23 protein-coding genes are annotated in these 18,915 nt (G+C 35.3%); 3 read left to right on the forward strand and 20 right to left on the reverse strand.

Annotated features, from left to right (window positions below):
* Positions 1-161: 161 nt before the first annotated feature.
* Positions 162-1,199: a cytochrome d ubiquinol oxidase subunit II gene (gene cydB / locus BST93_RS07025; RefSeq protein ID WP_105018600.1), complete on the reverse strand. Its 1,038-nt coding sequence runs from the start codon at positions 1,197-1,199 to the stop codon at positions 162-164.
* Between the two features lie 10 nt (positions 1,200-1,209).
* Positions 1,210-2,565 carry a cytochrome ubiquinol oxidase subunit I gene (locus tag BST93_RS07030; RefSeq protein ID WP_105018601.1) on the reverse strand — a complete coding sequence of 452 codons (1,356 nt, stop codon included), beginning with the start codon at positions 2,563-2,565 and terminating at the stop codon, positions 1,210-1,212.
* 255 nt (positions 2,566-2,820) lie between these two features.
* Between BST93_RS07030 and BST93_RS07035 the strand changes: the two genes are divergently transcribed.
* Positions 2,821-3,186, forward strand: a complete 366-nt coding sequence (locus BST93_RS07035; RefSeq protein ID WP_105018602.1) for a hypothetical protein — start codon at positions 2,821-2,823, stop codon at positions 3,184-3,186.
* An 80-nt stretch (positions 3,187-3,266) separates the two neighbouring features.
* Positions 3,267-5,369 carry a TonB-dependent receptor domain-containing protein gene (locus tag BST93_RS07040; RefSeq protein ID WP_105018603.1) on the forward strand — a complete coding sequence of 701 codons (2,103 nt, stop codon included), beginning with the start codon at positions 3,267-3,269 and terminating at the stop codon, positions 5,367-5,369.
* Positions 5,370-5,443: 74 nt separating this feature from the next.
* Here the strand turns inward: BST93_RS07040 and BST93_RS07045 are convergent, their stop codons facing one another.
* From BST93_RS07045 to BST93_RS07070, 6 genes are all read right to left on the reverse strand, one after another.
* On the reverse strand, positions 5,444-5,917 hold the full coding sequence (locus BST93_RS07045; protein ID WP_105018604.1) for a Dps family protein: 474 nt from the start codon (positions 5,915-5,917) through the stop codon (positions 5,444-5,446).
* A 6-nt stretch (positions 5,918-5,923) separates the two neighbouring features.
* Positions 5,924-7,252 carry an MBL fold metallo-hydrolase gene (locus tag BST93_RS07050; RefSeq protein ID WP_105018605.1) on the reverse strand — a complete coding sequence of 443 codons (1,329 nt, stop codon included), beginning with the start codon at positions 7,250-7,252 and terminating at the stop codon, positions 5,924-5,926.
* 66 nt (positions 7,253-7,318) lie between these two features.
* Positions 7,319-7,984, reverse strand: a complete 666-nt coding sequence (locus tag BST93_RS07055; RefSeq protein ID WP_105018606.1) for a peroxiredoxin — start codon at positions 7,982-7,984, stop codon at positions 7,319-7,321.
* A 144-nt stretch (positions 7,985-8,128) separates the two neighbouring features.
* Positions 8,129-8,584: a methyltransferase family protein gene (locus tag BST93_RS07060; protein WP_258150496.1), complete on the reverse strand. Its 456-nt coding sequence runs from the start codon at positions 8,582-8,584 to the stop codon at positions 8,129-8,131.
* A 93-nt stretch (positions 8,585-8,677) separates the two neighbouring features.
* Complete coding sequence (locus BST93_RS07065; RefSeq protein WP_105018607.1) at positions 8,678-9,940, reverse strand: NAD(P)/FAD-dependent oxidoreductase; 1,263 nt, start codon at positions 9,938-9,940, stop codon at positions 8,678-8,680.
* Positions 9,941-10,072: 132 nt separating this feature from the next.
* Entirely contained in the window at positions 10,073-10,279 is a 207-nt protein-coding gene (locus BST93_RS07070) for a YgaP family membrane protein (RefSeq protein WP_105018937.1), read from the reverse strand.
* Positions 10,280-10,386: 107 nt separating this feature from the next.
* On the opposite strand from BST93_RS07070, the gene BST93_RS07075 reads away from it, so the two are divergent.
* A complete protein-coding gene (locus BST93_RS07075) occupies positions 10,387-11,046 on the forward strand; it encodes a class I SAM-dependent methyltransferase (protein WP_258150497.1) in 660 nt (219 codons plus the stop codon).
* A gap of 93 nt (positions 11,047-11,139) precedes the next feature.
* Here the strand turns inward: BST93_RS07075 and BST93_RS07080 are convergent, their stop codons facing one another.
* The 12 genes from BST93_RS07080 to BST93_RS07135 all read right to left on the reverse strand — a co-directional run bounded on the left by BST93_RS07080 (position 11,140) and on the right by BST93_RS07135 (position 18,863).
* On the reverse strand, positions 11,140-11,820 hold the full coding sequence (locus tag BST93_RS07080) for an aspartate/glutamate racemase family protein (protein WP_105018608.1): 681 nt from the start codon (positions 11,818-11,820) through the stop codon (positions 11,140-11,142).
* Positions 11,821-11,823: 3 nt separating this feature from the next.
* A complete protein-coding gene (locus BST93_RS07085) occupies positions 11,824-12,423 on the reverse strand; it encodes a methyltransferase domain-containing protein (RefSeq protein WP_105018609.1) in 600 nt (199 codons plus the stop codon).
* Positions 12,407-13,273, reverse strand: a complete 867-nt coding sequence (locus BST93_RS07090; RefSeq protein WP_146104990.1) for a hypothetical protein — start codon at positions 13,271-13,273, stop codon at positions 12,407-12,409. Before BST93_RS07090 ends, BST93_RS07085 begins: the two co-directional genes overlap by 17 nt.
* A gap of 7 nt (positions 13,274-13,280) precedes the next feature.
* On the reverse strand, positions 13,281-13,583 hold the full coding sequence (gene trxA / locus BST93_RS07095) for a thioredoxin (protein ID WP_105018611.1): 303 nt from the start codon (positions 13,581-13,583) through the stop codon (positions 13,281-13,283).
* 4 nt (positions 13,584-13,587) lie between these two features.
* Positions 13,588-14,118: a hypothetical protein gene (locus BST93_RS07100; RefSeq protein WP_105018612.1), complete on the reverse strand. Its 531-nt coding sequence runs from the start codon at positions 14,116-14,118 to the stop codon at positions 13,588-13,590.
* Between the two features lies 1 nt (position 14,119).
* A complete protein-coding gene (locus BST93_RS07105; protein WP_181072569.1) occupies positions 14,120-14,842 on the reverse strand; it encodes a DUF2490 domain-containing protein in 723 nt (240 codons plus the stop codon).
* A 1-nt stretch (position 14,843) separates the two neighbouring features.
* The gene (locus BST93_RS07110; RefSeq protein WP_105018614.1) at positions 14,844-15,854 is read right to left on the reverse strand and encodes a Tll0287-like domain-containing protein; all 1,011 of its coding nucleotides are present in this window, start codon (positions 15,852-15,854) and stop codon (positions 14,844-14,846) included.
* Positions 15,855-15,894: 40 nt separating this feature from the next.
* On the reverse strand, positions 15,895-16,161 hold the full coding sequence (locus BST93_RS07115) for a heavy-metal-associated domain-containing protein (RefSeq protein WP_105018615.1): 267 nt from the start codon (positions 16,159-16,161) through the stop codon (positions 15,895-15,897).
* A gap of 124 nt (positions 16,162-16,285) precedes the next feature.
* Positions 16,286-16,579, reverse strand: a complete 294-nt coding sequence (locus BST93_RS07120) for a rhodanese-like domain-containing protein (protein ID WP_105018616.1) — start codon at positions 16,577-16,579, stop codon at positions 16,286-16,288.
* Between the two features lie 20 nt (positions 16,580-16,599).
* Positions 16,600-16,962, reverse strand: a complete 363-nt coding sequence (locus tag BST93_RS07125; protein WP_258150498.1) for a rhodanese-like domain-containing protein — start codon at positions 16,960-16,962, stop codon at positions 16,600-16,602.
* Between the two features lie 163 nt (positions 16,963-17,125).
* The gene (locus BST93_RS07130) at positions 17,126-17,443 is read right to left on the reverse strand and encodes a rhodanese-like domain-containing protein (protein ID WP_105018617.1); all 318 of its coding nucleotides are present in this window, start codon (positions 17,441-17,443) and stop codon (positions 17,126-17,128) included.
* 10 nt (positions 17,444-17,453) lie between these two features.
* A complete protein-coding gene (locus tag BST93_RS07135; RefSeq protein ID WP_105018618.1) occupies positions 17,454-18,863 on the reverse strand; it encodes an MBL fold metallo-hydrolase in 1,410 nt (469 codons plus the stop codon).
* Between the last annotated feature and the right edge of the window lie 52 nt (positions 18,864-18,915).

Raw genomic sequence — 18,915 nt, forward strand, 5'->3', positions numbered from 1 at the left:
TTTTTTACAAAGAAATGTCTATTTATAGATTTTGTCAGTAACCAATGTTACATTGGAGTAAATATTATAATGCAAAACACCCAGCTAAATGCTAGATATTTATCTTAGTTTCGATTTTTAATTTATAAATCTTAAAAATTCTTTGGTAATTATAAAGGTGTCTAATAACTCGTATCGTCCAGCTTCACTTTACCGTGGAATGTTTTATATAAAAACAGAAAATAACCAGCCAATAAAGGGGAACCTATAGCTACAATGGTAAGCATAATACCCAAAGACTTTTGGGATGATGCAGCATTGTAAATAGTAACACTATATTCAGGGTCAATGGTTGATGGCAACAGCACAGGATACAGTTGAAATGCCACGAGCATTAATAAAAACGCCATAGTTAATGATGAAAAAATTAATGCATAGGCATACTTCTTCTTTGATACTAATCTAGGAACGTTTGCCACGGCCAAAAATGCAAGTACAGGTATGATAAAGAAAACAGGATTCTCTTTAAACTTGTCCGTTACACCAGGAAGAAAAACCAATGTATAAAGAGATGTTGCTGCAAAACTTACAATGAAAAATATCATTCCTTTCTTAAGTAAAAAAGTAAGCCTTGCGTGTAAACGTCCTTCCGTTTTTAACAGCAAAAATATAGCCCCTTGGGTCATAAAAAGTGATACCGTGGTTAACCCCACCATTATTGCATATGGGTTTAAAAATGAAAAGAACATACCGCCTTTATAACTGTAGTTCTCACCCAGTTCAAACCCTTGTAAAATGTTTGCTAATACAACTCCTAGTAAAAATGAGATGAGTGTATTCGATACAAAATAAATAATATCCCAAGTTTTGCGCCACCATAGCATATCCTCAGCACTTCTAAATTTGATGGCCGATGACCTTAATACGAGAAGCATTAAAAAGAGCATAAACGGTACATACATCGCAGACAACATCGTTGCATACATCACAGGAAACCCTGCAAATAATGCACCTGCACCAATGATTAACCATACCTGATTTGCATCCCATAATGGGCCAATAGCATTTATTGCAATACGTCTACTTAAGTCCTTTCTAAAAAACAAATGCCAAGAACCTGCACCATAATCAAAGCCTTCTAAAATTGCATAACCCGAAAACAGTAGTCCTACTACTAAGTACCAAAGAGTTGGATAATCTATCCCTAAAAATGTTTCCATAATTATGCGCTTAAACGTATTTTAAAAATTCATCTGGATTCTTAGCTTCATCGTAAGGACCGTGCTTTATTTTTTTATTTACAGAATAGAGAAATAAAAGAAACAATATCGTATAGACCACTAAGAATAGTATTAAAGAAAAGAGTATTTGGTTAGAAGATACTTCTTGAGAAAAACCTTCGCTAGTTCTTAAATGCCCATAGACAATCCAAGGTTGTCTCCCCATTTCGGCAGCAAACCATCCAACCTGGTTCGCTATTTGAGGCAGTAATACTGAAAAAGCAAATATTCGTAACAGCCATTTTTTATTGAATAAGGTACCTCGCCACCATAAATAGCTTGCATATAAAGTTAGACCTATAAGGAACATACCAATGGAAATCATAATATGATAAAATTGAAATACAGCGTTCACTTGCCCAGGTCTATCTTCTTTAGGAAATGCGTTTAGTCCAGTTACGGGTTCTTCAAAATCTTGATGCACTAAAAACGATAAACCGCCTGGAACTTTTATACCTGTTACCTCTTGGGCTTCATCATTTACCCAACCGAATAGATATAAATCAGCAGGAGCAGATTCTTCATAATGCCCTTCCATTGCAGCTAGTTTTGCAGGCTGATTTTTTGCTACACCGTCGGCAGAACTGTGACCTGAAACTAATTGTGTTAATGAAATTACAGTCGCCAGACCTAAGGCTATTTTAAACGCTTTTTTCGATATTTCAACATAACGTCCGTTCAACAGATAATAGGCGTGTACACTTAGCACTAAGAAAGCACCTGCTAAAAAGGCACCTTGCCAAACGTGAATGATTCTATCTACGCTAGAAGGGTTGAATACCATAGCCCAGAAATCGGTAACTTCCGCTCTTGCATTAAGACCTTCGCCTACGATGTGATATCCTGCAGGTGTTTGTTGCCAACTATTTGCAACAACAATCCATACTGCAGAAAACATCGAGCCTAAAAATACACCTATGGTGGATATAAAATGTACCTTGGGCGATACACGATTCCAACCAAATAGTAGAATCCCTAAAAAAGCGCTTTCAAGACCAAAAGCAAACAAACCTTCGGCAGCGAGCGCACTTCCAAAAATATCACCTACATATCGAGAATACACAGACCAGTTAGTTCCAAACTCAAATTCCATTATAATACCTGTTGCCACACCTATACCAAAAGTGATAGCAAAGATTTTTAACCAAAAACGAGTTAATACCTCGTACTGTTTATTTCCAGTCTTCAAATACATACCTTCCATAAACACCATAATCAGCCCTAAACCAATACTCAATGGCGGATAGATGTAGTGAAATGCAATGGTGAAAGCAAACTGGATTCTAGCAAGAATTTCTGTATCCATAGTGACGAAAAATTTTTATCAAAGGTAAAATCCTATATTTCTTAAATAGGTAACTTGGGTTACATATAGAGTTTTTTTATTCTTTTTTTTAGCTGTGTAACTTAGGTTGCTTATTCTGTTTTTTTATTTTTTTATTTTGTCTTCAATAAGCGGTATAAATACAATTTACGCTTTCGCAAAAGCGTAAATATGAAAATCAATTTCTGAATGATTTTTATCAGTTTTATTTACGCTGTAGCTATTTAATTTTGCCCCTTGAAGTTTATAAGTGCTATCATATTACCTATCCTAATACTAAGTAACAGTCTTAGAATTTCCTTAGTCTATACTTGGTACGCTTTAGATATTGAGAGTTTTGTAGAGCAATTATGCGAAAACAAAAACAGACCTCAGTTGCAATGCAACGGAAAATGCTATTTGAGCAAAATGAGTAGTAAAGAACTAACTCAAGATGAGCAGACTATTCCTACTATAGAGTGGGAACAATTAATATTTTGTTTAACCGATTCTATACAAGATAATCAAGCGAATACAGTTGTTTTAAGACCTGAAAATTTCTACGATTCAAGAATGTTTACCGAAGGTTACTTTCAGTCTATTTCTCATCCTCCTAAAGAGTAATCTGCACACAGCTTTACTATTAAAAGAGAGAATTGTTATGTTCTCTCCAGATTATTATTATTCAATTTTGAAATTTAAAAATGAAAATAAAACAATTTGCGCTCGCCGCTGCGTTTATTCCTGCTATCTTATTAGGTCAGGAAACCATAAAACAAGGTTCAATTAAGACAAAATCAATTAAACTAAATACTGTTATTGTGACTGGGCAAGGAAAAACAGATCCGGTGCTCACAATTGTAAAAACAGACTTGCTTAAAAAAGTCGTTCAGCCAAAGAATGTTGCAGACCTATTTAATGATTTCAATGGGTTTTCTTTGATAAAACGTGGTAATTATGCCATTGACCCGTCATTTAGAGCTTCACAATATGAGCAACTAAATATTCAATTTGATGGAGGTACAAAAGTGATGCACGCTTGCCCAAATCGGATGGACCCGATTACCACTCACGTTGTACCAGAGGATATTGAAAGAATAGAGGTTATAAAGGGGCCTTATACTGTTAGGTATGGAGCAACTTTTGGAGGAGTTATTAACCTTGTAACTCAAAAACCGAGTGCTATGGATAACGGTTTGCACGGCAGTATTAACTCTGGTTACGAATCTAATGGCAACGCATTAGTATCTTCTTTAAAACTTCATCAGGTAACCGATACCTATGACATAACTGGGAATGTTGGTTATCGTGATTTCGGTGATTATGAAGATGGTGATGGTACTGAAATCCCATCATCCTTTAGAAGTTTGGATTACGGTTTGCGTTTTGGATATAATATATCAGAGAATCAGCGAATACAAGCACACTGGAGGCAATCCTTTGGTAGGGATGTACTGCACGCTGGACTGCCTATGGATACAGAAGAGGATAATAGTTCTATTTTGTCTTTGGATTACAAAATTTCTAATTTAAAGGGTTTTGTAAAAGAAGTAAATGTGAAAGCCTATTATTCTTATGTAGACCATATAATGTCTAATTCGAGAAGGCCATCCTTTACAATGACAGGAGCCTTATCTGAAATAGATGCAACTACTGGTGGCGGAAGAGTGGAACTTAAAATGAAACCTACCGATAAATGGACGCTATATGGCGGACTGGATGCCTTGCTTATTGCGAGAGATGGTGCAAGAACTCGTACGGTAAAGCGTAATATGATGGGAGACTTGCTACCTGAACCTAGGATGTTTCAAGATAAGATATGGCAAGATTCTTATGTAAATGACTATGGCATATTTGCAGAAAACAAGTATGCTGTTTCAGACAAAACGATGTTAACGGCTGGGGTGCGTTACGATGTAGTAGTTTCTGATATTAAAGACCCTGAAGCAGATTTTCAACAACTCTATGCCAATTTAGAACAGCGCGAAGAGTATAACGTATCGGCTACGGTTTCTATGAAGCATAGGCTTAACAATAATGCTACACTAGAAGTTGCTTATGGCCGTGGTGTGCGTTCTGCAAATATGATTGAACGTTCTATCAATCATTTTCAGGTAGGTCAGGATCCTTTTGAGTATGTAGGAAATCCTAATCTGGACGCTGAGGTAAATAATCAGTTTGAAATAGGTTTTAAAGGTCGTAAGCGTTTTGAAAAAGGGATTAGCGCTTTGCGTTATGCTATATCTGGGTATTATGCGCGCTATGAGAATTACATTGTTGCCGTTGTAGACCCTACACTAGATAGAAAGTTTATGCCTGATGCACAACCGCAAGAAGTAAAACGATTTATCAACCTTGATAAAGCGTATAAGATAGGTTTTGAAGCAGAGGCTACGATAGATTTTGCAAATTACTTCAATTTTTCTAGCGCATTATCTTACGTATATACAAGAAATCAAGACCTGAACGAAGCCTTGCCGTTAACACCACCATTGACAACCCGTTTTGGATTAGGATTTGAAAAAGAAAAATTCTGGGCTAACATAAATTATACTATAACATCAAAGCAGGACCAAATAGCAATAAGTTTTAGTGAACAAGAAACACCTGGTTATGAGGTGTTGGATTTACGTTTCGGCTTTAAGCCTGTAAAGGATGTGAATATAGGTTTAGCGGTGCTCAATGTGTTTAATGAGACATATAACAATCATTTAAATTTCTCATTCGTTAATCAAGCAGATTTTACAAGGATACCAATAAATGACCCTGGAAGAAACTTCTCGGTATTCGTACAATATGCATTTTAAAAATGCTTTATTAAAAATAAAAGCCCTTTTGATGATTTCAAAAGGGCTTTTTAATTTTATACTTGTTTTGCTATTTAATCTCGATAAGCGGACAGCATCCAAACAAGTTTTTCTTGCTGAACAATGTAATCACTCATCAATGCTACTGTACCTTCATCATTAGCTTCTGCTGCTATGGCCAGAATTGCTCTTTCTTTGTTAAGCAATATTTTTAACGATTCCAGAATGTTATCGATAGCATCTTCACCATCTGTTACATTTTCAGCAGAGTTAATATCAGAAGTATCCAGATACTTTTTGAATGAATGTAGTGGCGTTGCACTTAACGTCAGTACACGTTCTGCAATTTCATCAACCTTTATAAGAGCGTCGTTATATAGCTCTTCAAATTTTAGATGTAGTTCAAAGAATTTCTTTCCCTTTATGTTCCAGTGGAATCCTCTAAGATTCATATAGAACATTTGGTAATTAGACAATAAGTCGTTGAGTTGTAATGCTGTGGTTTGAGATGTTTTATTATCTAAACCTATGTTATTTGTGTTTTTCATAGTGTATTATTTAAAATCATTTACAGCGTCGCTCAAGTCGTAAATTTTTGCATCTTTGAGCTGTCTTTCCAAAATACTGCTTCCTGCTGCACTTCTGTAACCACCTGCACAATGCACTACAATAGGTTTGTCTGTTGGGATGTCATCGGCCGTATCACGTAATTGATTGAGCGGATGCGATATGGCACTTTCAAAAAATTTACCGTCTTCAACTTCGCTAATATTTCGTATATCTACGATGGTGTATTTTTCAGGATTTTTCTTGAAATCTGCTACATCTAGTTGTTCGGTTTTCATAAGATTTTCATCAGATAGCGTAATAACTTTTTTGAGTTGTTTTTCATATCCTATTTTGGCAACTCTGTTTAACATATAGTCTTTAGAATCCTCACTATCTATGACTAAAGTGAATGCTTCTTTGGGTTCTACGATGGAACCTAACCAAGTTTCAAATTTTGCGTTTTCAGAACCTGCTTGAATGTTTATACTTCCAGGTAAGTGTCCTTTCTTAAAAGAAGCTTCATCTCGCATATCTATAATTAGGTCAGTAGCTGTAGACTCTTTTTCAAAAGGTACTTTCGAGATAGCAGGCTGCAAATTTTCTGCGCCAATTTTGTTCACATCTACATTAAATCCAAAATAAGAAGGAATAAAGGGCTGACCATCGAGAATGGTGTCCATAAATTCTTTTTTTGATTGCTTTTTGAACGCCCAATTATCTCTTCTCTCGTCTCCCAGTGTACTACTAGCAGCATCACTTAAGTTCTTGCCGCATAAAGAGCCTGCACCGTGTGCAGGATACACCACGGCATCGTCTGGTAGCTCATTGAATTTAGTGGTTATAGTTTGGTACATCATTTTGGCAAGTTCTTCACGTTTAGCTTGCATATTGCCTGCTTTCTCACGTAAATCAGGTCTGCCCACATCACCAATAAATAGTGTATCACCAGTAAATAAAGCTGTATCATTATTTTCTGTTGCTACAATGGTAATACTATCTGGCGAGTGCCCAGGTGTGTTAATAGCTTCTAGCGTAGCGTTCCCAATTTTGATAGAATCTCCATCGTCAAAAGTTTGATGCGGATAGTCGGCTCCTAACTTTTCGCTATTGTAAATAATTGCTCCAGTTTCTTTCTGTAGTTCTAAGTGAGAACTCACAAAATCTGCGTGTGGATGTGTTTCGAGCACTGCCACAATTTTTGCGTTATTCGCTTTCGCGAAAGCGTAATACTGCTCAGGGTCACGCTCTGGGTCTATAATGGCCATTTCTCCATTGCTAACTACAGCGTAAGAGTAATGGGCTAACGGCTTATATTCAAATTGCTTTATTTTCATATGTATATTTTTTAAGAGATTAAAAAAGGGCTTACGTATCGTATCGAAAGCCCTTGTTTTCTTTTTTTAGATATCTTTTTTAGCTAAATACCAAGTGACTTTTTCTACCGAGTCGTCTGCAAGTCTATCGTTTAATGCATCGAGTGATTTTGGTGGTGGGCAAATAGCCTTATCACCTCTTTTCCAGTCTAGTGGCATAGCTACTTTGTGTTTGTCCGATACTTGAAGTGCATCTAGCGCTCTTAGAATTTCATCCATATTACGACCTACGTTAAGCGGGTAGTACATAATTAAACGTATCTTTTTAGAAGGGTCTATAAAAAATACTGCTCTTACAGCCGCTGTCTCACTTTCATTAGGTTGTAGCATACCGTATAATTTAGATACTTTCATATCGATATCTGCGATAATAGGAAAGTCAAAATACACACCTGTATTTTCTCTTACGTTTTGTACCCAACCTAAATGCGCGTGAATACTATCGATACTCAAACCAAGTAACTCGGTATTTAACGCGTCAAATTCGGCTTTTCTAGTCGCAAAACCACTCATCTCAGTGGTACAAACTGGTGTAAAATCTGCAGGGTGAGAAAACATTACTATCCATTTGTCTTTTGCAAAATCAGACATTTTGATGTTCCCTTTAGTAGTTACTGCTTCAAAATCTGGTGCTGTGTCTCCAATTCTTGGCATTGAAGTAACTGGCTCTTGTAATAAATTTTCTTTATCCATTTTATAGTTTTTAATTATCGTATTTTTAATGTAGTATAAAGATAAACTATGATTACAGTATCTACTGTAACCTGTGTTACATACTAATGGAATTAACTTTTTTTAACATTTAATACACGAGACAACCGTGACTTCTTAGGGGTTTTAGAAGAGTTTAGGTAAAAATCGTCCTGTCCTTTTTTTATATATAGGATAATCAATAAATATAGATGTGAGTTTCTTTTCTTCGTATTTTGATTTAAAGAAAAATAAAATTAGAAGGGCTGACGTAATAATTAGTTTATATGCTGACCCTATGTGCAGACCATATCCAAATAAGGCAAAAAGAATGCCTGTGTAGATAGGATGTCTTATGTACTTATATGCATATCCTCGAATCAATTCACTTCCAGAAACTGGCGTAGGAAAAGTTGATAAATGTTTATTGAGTTGAAGTAAGCTTATGATACCGATTAGAACACCTAAAATCAGCGTTATAAGACCTATGTTTTTTAGTATTTCATAAGTTGAAAAACTAAGTGCTGTTGTAGGTATAATGTATATAACAAAGAGTATAAGCTGAATCGCTACATAGATATAATCCCAACTTGATTTTATCATTTCACTTAATAATTTGCTATCACAAACGATATTAAAAAAGGCGAACTTCTTATTTGAAATACGCCTTTGAATTTTAAGATTATAAGATTTTTCCTAAACGTCTTGTCCTTTCATCATCTTATTCCAGTAGAGATAAGGAAGCATAAACTTCTTAAGCATCCATAATCTCCAATGTTCTTTGGCACTATTAAACACTAACATTCTTTTTAGTTTTGGGTCTGGTGTAAAATTACCATCATAATCAAACTCTGCTAAGGTCATTTTACCATATCCAGTTACAAGTGGACAACTGGAATAACCATTATAGGACTTTGTACCTATCTTGTCCTGGGCGATGAGTAGACTTAAGTTGTCTACTACCACAGGAACTTGTTTACGAATTGCCGCTCCTGTTTTAGCGGTTGGTAGTCCAGCAACATCCCCTAATCCAAAGATATTCGAGTATTTATTATGCTGTAATGAGTGGTGGTCTACATCTAACCATCCAGCTTCGTTTACAAGTGTAGAATCGCGAACAAATTTTGGTGCTGCTTGTGGTGGGGCTAAATGTAGCATATCAAACGGCATTTCTATAATTGCATCGCTACTCATCTTTTCTCCTAACGAATTATCCTCAGTAATGATGCACTGATTCTCATCTGTAGCTGTATTTCTAAAATAGATAATTTGTTTTTCAGCATCAATTTTGAAAGGAGCGTAATATGGTTTGAAGTGCATCCCATATCTATGAATTACCTGCATTAACGTGTCCCTTATCGGTTTGACACCAAATATTACTGTACCAGGGGTAGCAAATACAACGTTTGTCTTTTTGCTTAAACCATTTTTTCTAAAATAATCAGCTGCTAAGTAAGCGATTTTTTGAGGAGCACCTCCACATTTGATTGGAGTGGTGGGTTGTGTGAATACAGCGTTTCCTCCTTTGAAACTTTTAATGACCTCCCAAGTGTGTTTTGGGTCAGTATAATTACTGCATACCATACCTTTATCTAGTGCTTCTGGTAATCCTTCTATTAAGGAAGGTTCCATAACCAAACCTGGTGCCACAACAAGATAATCATAAGTGATATCACCACTTTTTTCTGTGTGGACAGTATTGTTATCTGCATCAAAACCTTTGGCTTTATCTTTTATCCATTTTGCTCCTTTTGGGATAATGGATGACATAGGCCTACCCGTCTTTTCATAGTCGTAGGTGCCAGCACCAACTAAAGTCCAAGCAGGTTGATAGTAATGGGTGTCTGCAGGTTCTATTATAGCAACGCTATTAGATTTCTTTTGCTTTAATAATTGAGCTGCGGTCATTATTCCTGCAGTTCCTCCTCCTATAATTAAAATTTGAAAATGTGATGCCATTTTTTATGTTATTTTTTTAACTTCATAAAAATACCCGACAAAAAACATTAAATGTGTAACTTGAGTTACATAAGAATAAAAAAAAGCAGTTAAAAATCATAACTGCTTGAAAAATCATTAATTTACTTAAAACTATTTCTTTACCCTGCAGGTATTTAATCCTACAATGGTGTATAAAGGACAGAAACTGACAAAGCTTGTTATCAGGAAAACTCCAGCAACCGCTAATAGGATGTACGCTAAAGTACCTTCGATAATACCTTGCCAATATAAAACACCAACAATTGCTGCTATAATAATTCTGATAATGCGGTCTGCACCTCCCATATTTTTTTTCATAAAAACATTTTTAAAATAATCTATTAAGAAATAAAGTGCCGTAAATAAACCTGCACAAATAATACAGACCCAAAGCAACTTTAAACCTTTTTTCATTTTTTCTTTTAATGTTGAATCAAAAATATAATATTAGAGTGTTAATTCTTGTGACGGATGTTACAAGACAAAAAAATACAAATGAATTTAACTCAAACACAAGCTGTACTCGGCAGTGTAGATATTTATATCATAGACCAAATTCTAAAAAAAGATATGCACCTAATGAAAAAATATTAGATGCTGGTTGTGCAGAAGGAAGAAACCTGAAATGGTTTTATGCCAATGATTACGATATCTATGGTTTAGATACCGACAATCAACGTTTGGAAAATGCAAAATTGAATTACCCAAAATCTGCTTCAAACTTTAAAGTAGGTAACATCGATGATTTGCCTTACGGTGAAAATGAATTTCATCATATATTTTGTTCGGCAGTGTTACATTTTGCGGAAAGCGAAGAACATTTTTTTAAGATGTTCTCTGAACTTGTAAGAGTGTTGAAGCCTAATGGGACCTTATTGATAAGAATGGGGTCTGATATTGGTTTGGATGGAAATGTACCCTACCTAAAAGAAAGTAAAACAAATAGAGCAGGAACTTTTTTTCTTACAAGAGGACATATTAAGGCACTTCTGGAAAACCACGAGATAGAACTTATTGAACCGGTAAAGACAACCAATGTTGAAGATAAGAGAGCTATGACCACTTTGATATTTTGTAAAGTGTAACTGCATTAGTGAACAGTATTATGTAAAAGGTATCAGTTGATGTTAATGAATTATTCTGCAATATCTCATTTTTAATTTAATGCACTTAATAAGCTAAGAAAGAATAAATTCTACAGCCCTTTGTGCGTGTAAGTCTGTAGTAGCTAACAATGGGACTATAGTTTCATCCTGGTTTATTAATAATGGTAACTCTGTACATCCTAAAATTATTCCTTCTGCACCACTTTTTACGAGTAAGTTTATTTGATTAAGAAAAAATTGCTTTGCTTTATCTGTAAAAATACCTTGTGTAAGTTCTTTAGAAACATAGTTGTGAGCTTGACCTAGACAATGTTCTTCTGGGATTATGGTTTCAATATGGTGCTTAGTTTTTAGAATTTTAGGTATAAAGTCACCTGTCATTGTAGGTTTATTACCAAGTAATCCTAAAGTCTTTAGACCTTGTTTTTTTGCTTCATTTCCGGTGGCATCAGCAATGTGTAGAATTGGAATGTTTATTTTGGGCTGTACATATTCATAGGTCATATGAGGGGTATTAGCACAAATAACAATAGCTTGTGCACCTGCTTGTTCTAGCTTGCGAGACACATCTAGATACTTTGCGTTTATTTTTTCTATATTTTGCTCACGCATTAATTCGATATTAATACTATGAATAATCAATGGTGGATTGCTTTGAGTGCCAATTTTATTACCTACTAATTCATTAATAAGTTTGTAGTATTCTATGGTAGAATGCCAAGATGTGCCACCTATAAGACCTAAGGTTTTCATAGTCTATTTCTTTTGAAGTTTTATGAATAGTTCTTTTCCTTTTCTTTCAGATTCTGAATTATAACAAGGTTCCATTGTCTTTATAGAGAAGTATGGGCTAAAATAGGCCTCGTATTCACATTTATCTCCTCCAAATGGAGGATGGTCTTTGTAAAGTGGTGCATCAAAAAGTAAACCTACTAGTTTGCCTTCTTTTTTTAATAACTCTGATGCTTTTGTAATATACTGGCCTCTTAGTTTTGGGTCAATAGCACAAAAGAATGTTTGCTCTATAATAAGGTCAAACTTCATCTTTACATCAAAAAAAATCATTTTGATTAATTGAGACGAAGGATAGTCTGGTACCCTTTTTTTAAGATTAGTTAAAGCCGTCTCAGATACATCAACAACAAAAACGTTTTTAAATCCTTTTTTTACTAAATACTCTGCTTCATAGGAATTTCCGCCACCGGGAATTAAGATTTTAAGTTTCTTATTATCCAACTGTTCAAAATAGTATTCTAAAGGCCTAGAGATTTTACCTAAATCCCAACCAATACTATTGCTTTGATAGCGGTTCTCCCAATAGTTAGAGTCCAAAGCTAGTTCAGGATTTTTTTTCATTTGCTTCAATATTATTGGTTTTAAGAAAGTAGTTGTAGGTAAGCGTTAACAGTAAAACGAATACAGCACCAGCTATACCTACCAAAATACTCTCCATTGTGTCTAAACTAAAAGAAATTCTTATGAATATAGTTGCAAGCACAAATGATGAATACCTAAATATTACATTGTATGCTGTAGAGTAGCGCAAGGCTATAAGTACAATTAAAATATCACAAAAAATAAGTATGGTATAAAAGGACTCAAACGACTGCGTATAGGTACCTGTTTGTATAAGATGAATGGTGTCATTAATGCCAATGATAAAGAAGCCTACCAAAAGAACTAAAGCAAGCAGTTTTTTTACTGCTATAAATGATAGTAGCTCTGTTTTACTACTAGTTATTTTAGCGTGTTTTTGCAGGGAGTAGGTAAGGCTCGTCAAACCAAAGATGATAAGTCCACCAGCTCCATAGGCAAACATATTAATTACTGGTTCTGAGTTAAACGCCCAGTCTGAAAGATTATCAATATGACTAAATTCTTTGAAACCAGACCTTAAGAAAATTAAAGAGAGGACTTCATATTGTTTACTGTTGGAACGTGCTACTGATTGCGGAAGTGAAAAAATTAAACTAAACAGTTCAAAAATTAAAAGCAACGTAAATGAAATCTCAATGGCAAAAAATGGATGAGTAAAAAACTCGTTGGCAGGTAATAACCACTCTGCTTTTATTGCACCATAATAACATATACCTAAAACAAAACTTGCAACAAGGATATTACTCACCCAGCGTTCAGCAAAGGAAGATGTCCAGACAGTTTTTACGCTATCATAAAGTTTAACTGCTATTTTAAGTATCGGTTTCAATAATAGACTAATTCTGGTGTCTTATAATTTTTTCAATGAGCTCGGTCTTGTGCATTAAACCCGACTCTTTCCATTTAATAACTCCCTTTTGAAACAAAATTAAAGTAGGAACTCCGCGCACATTATACTCTGAAGCGAGTGCTTGATTTTTATCTACATCAATTTTCAAAATGGTAATTCTGTCTCCTAATGATTCCTTAACCTCTTTTAAAATGGGTGACATTATCTTACAAGGACCGCACCATTCTGCGAAAAAATCTACCAATACAGGTTTGTCTTCTTTTATTATGTCTATGAATTTTTTGGGCATATTACTATAGTTTTAATCCAATTCCCAAACCAATGTTCCAAGTGTTATAACCGTCAAACCTTTGGTCTAAAAATAAGTTAGGTAATAAATAAAAAGAATCTGTTATATCTTTTTCGTATTCAATCCCGACACGCATCAAGTAAAACGATTCATCTTTCTCTAGTTCTACACCTGGTCCTAACGTCACGACAAAACCGCCACCAAACTGGTAAAGTGCATCTAAAGTGAGCACCAATGGATTTACTCTTTCAATTTCTTCACCATTAGAAGTTCGGATGATAAAGGTTTCTATTTCAATATCATTATGAAGTCCGATTCCCCACGAATGATTAAACCAGTACTCAAAATCTAAACCCCAAGAAGGTACAAAAACATTATCCATACCTTCACTGTTAACAAGTGTATGGCCAATAACTCCGGCAATTCTAAATCCACTCGCTCCAGCTTGCCTATGTAAGTGTTCTTTATGTTCCTGGGCATTTGCTTGAGCGACCATTGCTATGAGTAGAACTATTGTAATTTTTAAGGTATTCATTTTAAATTGTATAAATGATTTTGGTTTCCCAAATTCGATTATTGGAATTAGTGTTACTTCTAACGAAATAGATATCGTGGTATCCAGAACGTATTTTTATATGGTTGTTTATTCGATAGCTAAGGCTTATGTTCATCCTATTTTGGTCTATGGCTTCGGGTCTAAAACTGTCTTCAAAATCTAGATGCAGTTCATCGTATAGCACTAAATTTAATTTCCTATTAGAGGCAAAGGTTTTCAGCGGAATAGTAACTTGAAACTTATACCTCAATCGATTTCTATAATTGGTTCCATCGATGATATATTTTTCTGGGGCTAATTCAATAATATTTTGCTTGAATCGCTCTTCAAAACGCAATCTATGTTGAAGCGAAAATTTTGAAAATGGGTGCTTTATGGTAAGCTGTTGAAATATATTATGCTCCTTAAAATCTATAGGCGCTCTAAAATCTGAAAAGCTATTGTTGTCTATATAGCTATACCCAAAGGCTAGGTCTAGTTCTTCACTTACCTTATAATGCACAAAGGGTCTGATAATGAATTGCTCCCATTTTTTTAAAAAATCGGTTCGCCGATTATTAAACTCAGAATTTATAGACCATTTATCGCTTATTTTTATACCAATATCTACCGTATTCCAGCTGCTATAATATTTTTCTACCTCCTGTGCATTCGTTTTATAAAATGGCGATACTATCAATAGCGCAAAGAGTACTTGTTTCATTTTATTGATTATAAGTAATACTCCACATACCTCGCACTTCGTTGACATCATATCCTATGGCTTTGTCTTCAGGGTAAAGGCTAGTAATAGTCTTAAATACCTCTGGCTGAATAGTTTTTCTAGGTGTGCCGTGACACTGCAAACACATTGAGTTTGTTAGTATTGGCGCATAGAAAGTAACCTTCCCATTTTCTACTTCTGTTATTGGCTTATATTCTTCGTTGTTTGCAATAGCTTTTTTATATTGAGAGATGATGCTCAGTTCTTTGGTACTTGCCTGATTATTTGGGTTGCGTGGCTTATCCGAAACACGTTTGATGTTGGCGTTCTGTGCGACTGCCATACTATCGGTTATAGGATAAGCTCGTTTATTGCAGAAGGTAACAGCTTCTTTGGTTCCTTTTTTCTGAATAGTACCCATAAGGTTCTTACCTAGTTCTTTTTTGGTGTTTAAAGCATATTGTAACCCACGTTCTACTGGTGTGTTCGCTTTCGCGGAAGCGGAACTTGCACTTGCTTTGCCGTCGTTGCGGTATTTCATTTTGCCCTTACTTTCTTCTTCAATATGTTCTTTAAACCATTCTGGCTCTTCTATTTTAAAGTCATAAATATATTCTGATATCAGTTTGATTTCTTCTTCTGAAAACGGTTGATAAGGCATAACACCGAATCGTTTTACAGCTCCTCTCATTTTGGCTTTGTCTTTTGAAGGTTCCCTCACAAAGTTCCACATAGCAGTCACAAACTCTTCTTTTGTAGTATCATCACCAATGTAATGGGATTTAATGGCCACCATAGGCGGTGCTATTCTACTGTCGTGGTCGGTAGATGGATTATGGCAAACGTAGCATTTGCTTTCCATTAATTTCTTCCCAGGATGATTACTCGCCGAGTATGCTATCGAAGGCTCTTTGATTTCTACTTGCTTTGAGTAGTCTGAATTTTTATTCTGATTACAGCTAACTAATAGTGTTATAGCAAGTATTGGGATTGATTTGATGAAATTCTTCATTTAGGAAATTATTTATCAAGAGGTTGATTTTACAGTAGTTTTATTTCATTTTACCTGTTGCGCAACTCACAAACGATTTCGCTTTGGACAAAACTCCATTTGAGTCATCGATTGTAGGGTAGCCCAGCGTTTTTAATTTCCTTTTTACTTCTAGTGCGTCTTCAGAATTTGTTGCTGAAAAGGCGATAGTGGAATTTTCAATATCAACAGTGATATCTGTTATATTACTTATCTCGGATAGTTTTGAAGTGATGGTCTTTGCACAACTGCCACACTTTAAATTTTGAACTATTATTGATGTTTTCATATTGTTTCAATTTATAGTAGCAATTTATCTCGAAAGTCAAAAGTGTGCAGTAACATAGGTTACATACGAGCAAAAAAAATGGAGACAATTTTTGTCTCCATTTTTTTTCATTAGGGTAATAAGTTCAGAAATTTGCAATTCCTCCATTAAGATTAATGGTCTCCACAAAGCCAGCATCCTCCATATTCTGGCACGCTATTGCTCCACTTTTACCACTCTTACTATAAACATAGTAGTGCTTTTGCTTGTCTAGATTTTCAATGGTACGTTTAAACGATTTTGTATTGTGAAGCGGTATGCTCAAAGCGCCAAAGCGTGTTGTTCCTTCAGGCTCATTTTCAGATTTTACATAAAGTACTTCAGGGTTTGCATCCTGCTCTAAAAAACTATGCCATATAGAACCACTTGCAATCGTCATTGTTTATAATTTTAAGTTTATTACCAGTTAAGATATCCACCCTTTAAATCGTAAATTTCCTTAAAACCTAAGCTGTCTAATTTTCTAGCTGCTTTTTGGCTTCTATTTCCAGAGCGACAATACAGATAAACTGCCTTGTCTTTCTCTAACTTGCTAAACTCGTTTATAAATTCTTTTTGATTAAAAAAGTCAATATTTTTTGCTTTCGCAATATGGCCTGCTTTATATTCTTTGGGCGTTCTCACATCTACAAGCTGTACTTTTTTGGCATTTATGGCAGCTTTAAAAGATGCTTTATCAAGAATAGTAATGGAATTGCTTTGTTGTTGGCCTGAGCCAAATAAGAAAGAAAGTAAAGACATAATGATTAGTAAAAATTTCATTTAATTTTTCTATCAAAATTAGTTTACAACAACTGGATTGTAAGTAACTTGTGTTACACACAGAGAAAAGGCTAATGAAAAAAGCAGCCTTTTAAGACTGCTTTTTTATCTACTAACCAACCAATAAAACCATAGCAATGATGCTATGGTCCTCAAGATTCTTTTATGCAGGAATAACTGTTTTTCCTGTCCAAGCGAGCATCCCTCCAGAAAGGTTGTAGGTGTTTTTAATACCCAATCCATTTAAAAGTTGACAGGCTTGCCCACTTCTATTTCCACTTCTGCAGTAGACGTAATAATTCTTGTCTTTATCTAATTTTTCAATTTCTGATTTGAACTTAGGGGCATCTAGAAAATCAATCATTATTGCATTTTCAATAATACCTTCAGCACATTCTTTAGGTGTACGTGCATCAATAATTACAGCATTACTATCATTTGCAACTAGCTCTAACCATTCGGTTTGATTTATATTTCTCATCTATTGTTTATTAAAGTGTTGAGGGGCAAACATAATCAGTCGCAGGTACTCCTGCTTCTTTTATGGCTTTAAAACCACCCTTTACGTCAATTAAATTATGGATGCCGCGACTTTTTAAAATGGAAGAAGCAATCATACTTCTGTAACCTCCAGCGCAGTGTACAAAGAAAGGTTTGTCCTCAGGAAATTCTGCTAGATGATTGTTCAAGAAATCCAGCGGTGTGTTGTTTGCATCAATCACGTGCTCTGACAAATACTCACTTTCTTTACGTACATCAAATACAGGTAGTTTTTCTTCTTCAAGGTCATTCTTGAATTGTGTAGCTGTAACAGAACTTACTACGTCATATTCTTTAGCTGCCTTTTTCCAAGCTTCAAACCCGCCTTTTAAGTAGCCCAATGTATTGTCAAAACCTACACGAGATAGTCTTGTCACAGCTTCTTCTTCGCGACCTTCGTCAGTAACTAAAAGTATAGGTTGTTTTACATCAGCAATTAGTGCACCAACCCAAGGTGCAAAACTACCATCCAAACCTATAAATATTGACCTAGGAATGTGTCCGTTTGCAAAGTCATCTTGATGTCGTACGTCTAAAACGACTGCTCCCGTTTCGTTAGCTGCTACTTCGAAAGCATTAGGCGAAAGGGCTTGAGTTCCTCTACTCAATACTTCCTCGATATCATCGTATCCTTCTTTGTTCAACTTTACATTTGCTGGAAAATACTGTGGTGGTGGTAGTAACCCGTCTATAACTTCTGCGATGAACTCTTCTTTTGTCATATCTGCACGTAAGGCATAGTTCATTTGCTTTTGGTTACCCAAACTATCTACGGTTTCTTTCATCATATTCTTACCACAAGCAGAACCTGCTCCGTGCGCAGGATATACAATAACATCGTCAGCAAGTGGCATTATTTTTTCGCGTAAGCTATCGTAGAGAAAACCTGCTAAATCTTTTTCTGTTAACACACCCATTTTCTGTGCTAAATCTGGTCTACCAACATCTCCTAAGAAAAGCGTGTCTCCACTAAAAATGGCGTGGTCTTTTCCGTTTTCGTCTCTAAGAAGATATGTGGTACTTTCCATTGTGTGACCAGGCGTATGTAAAGCAATAATAGTTACATTACCCAGTTTAAACTCCTGACCATCCTCTGCTATTATTGCATCAAATGAAGGATTAGCATTAGGCCCGTAAATGATAGGTGCGCCTGTTTCTTTTGCTAGGGTTACGTGACCACTAACAAAATCGGCGTGGAAATGAGTTTCAAAAATGTATTTAATTTTTGCATCGTCGAGTTTGGCTCTATTCAAATAGGGTTTTACCTCTCTCAAGGGGTCGATAATGGCAACATCACCATTACTTTCGATGTAATAGGCGCCTTGAGCAAGGCAACCCGTATAGATTTGTTCAACGTTCATCTCTTTTATTTTAAATTTTATAGTGTAAAACTATATAGATTGTGAAGTATGT

This window comes from Nonlabens tegetincola, from assembly GCF_002954355.1.
Lineage (GTDB): Bacteria > Bacteroidota > Bacteroidia > Flavobacteriales > Flavobacteriaceae > Nonlabens > Nonlabens tegetincola.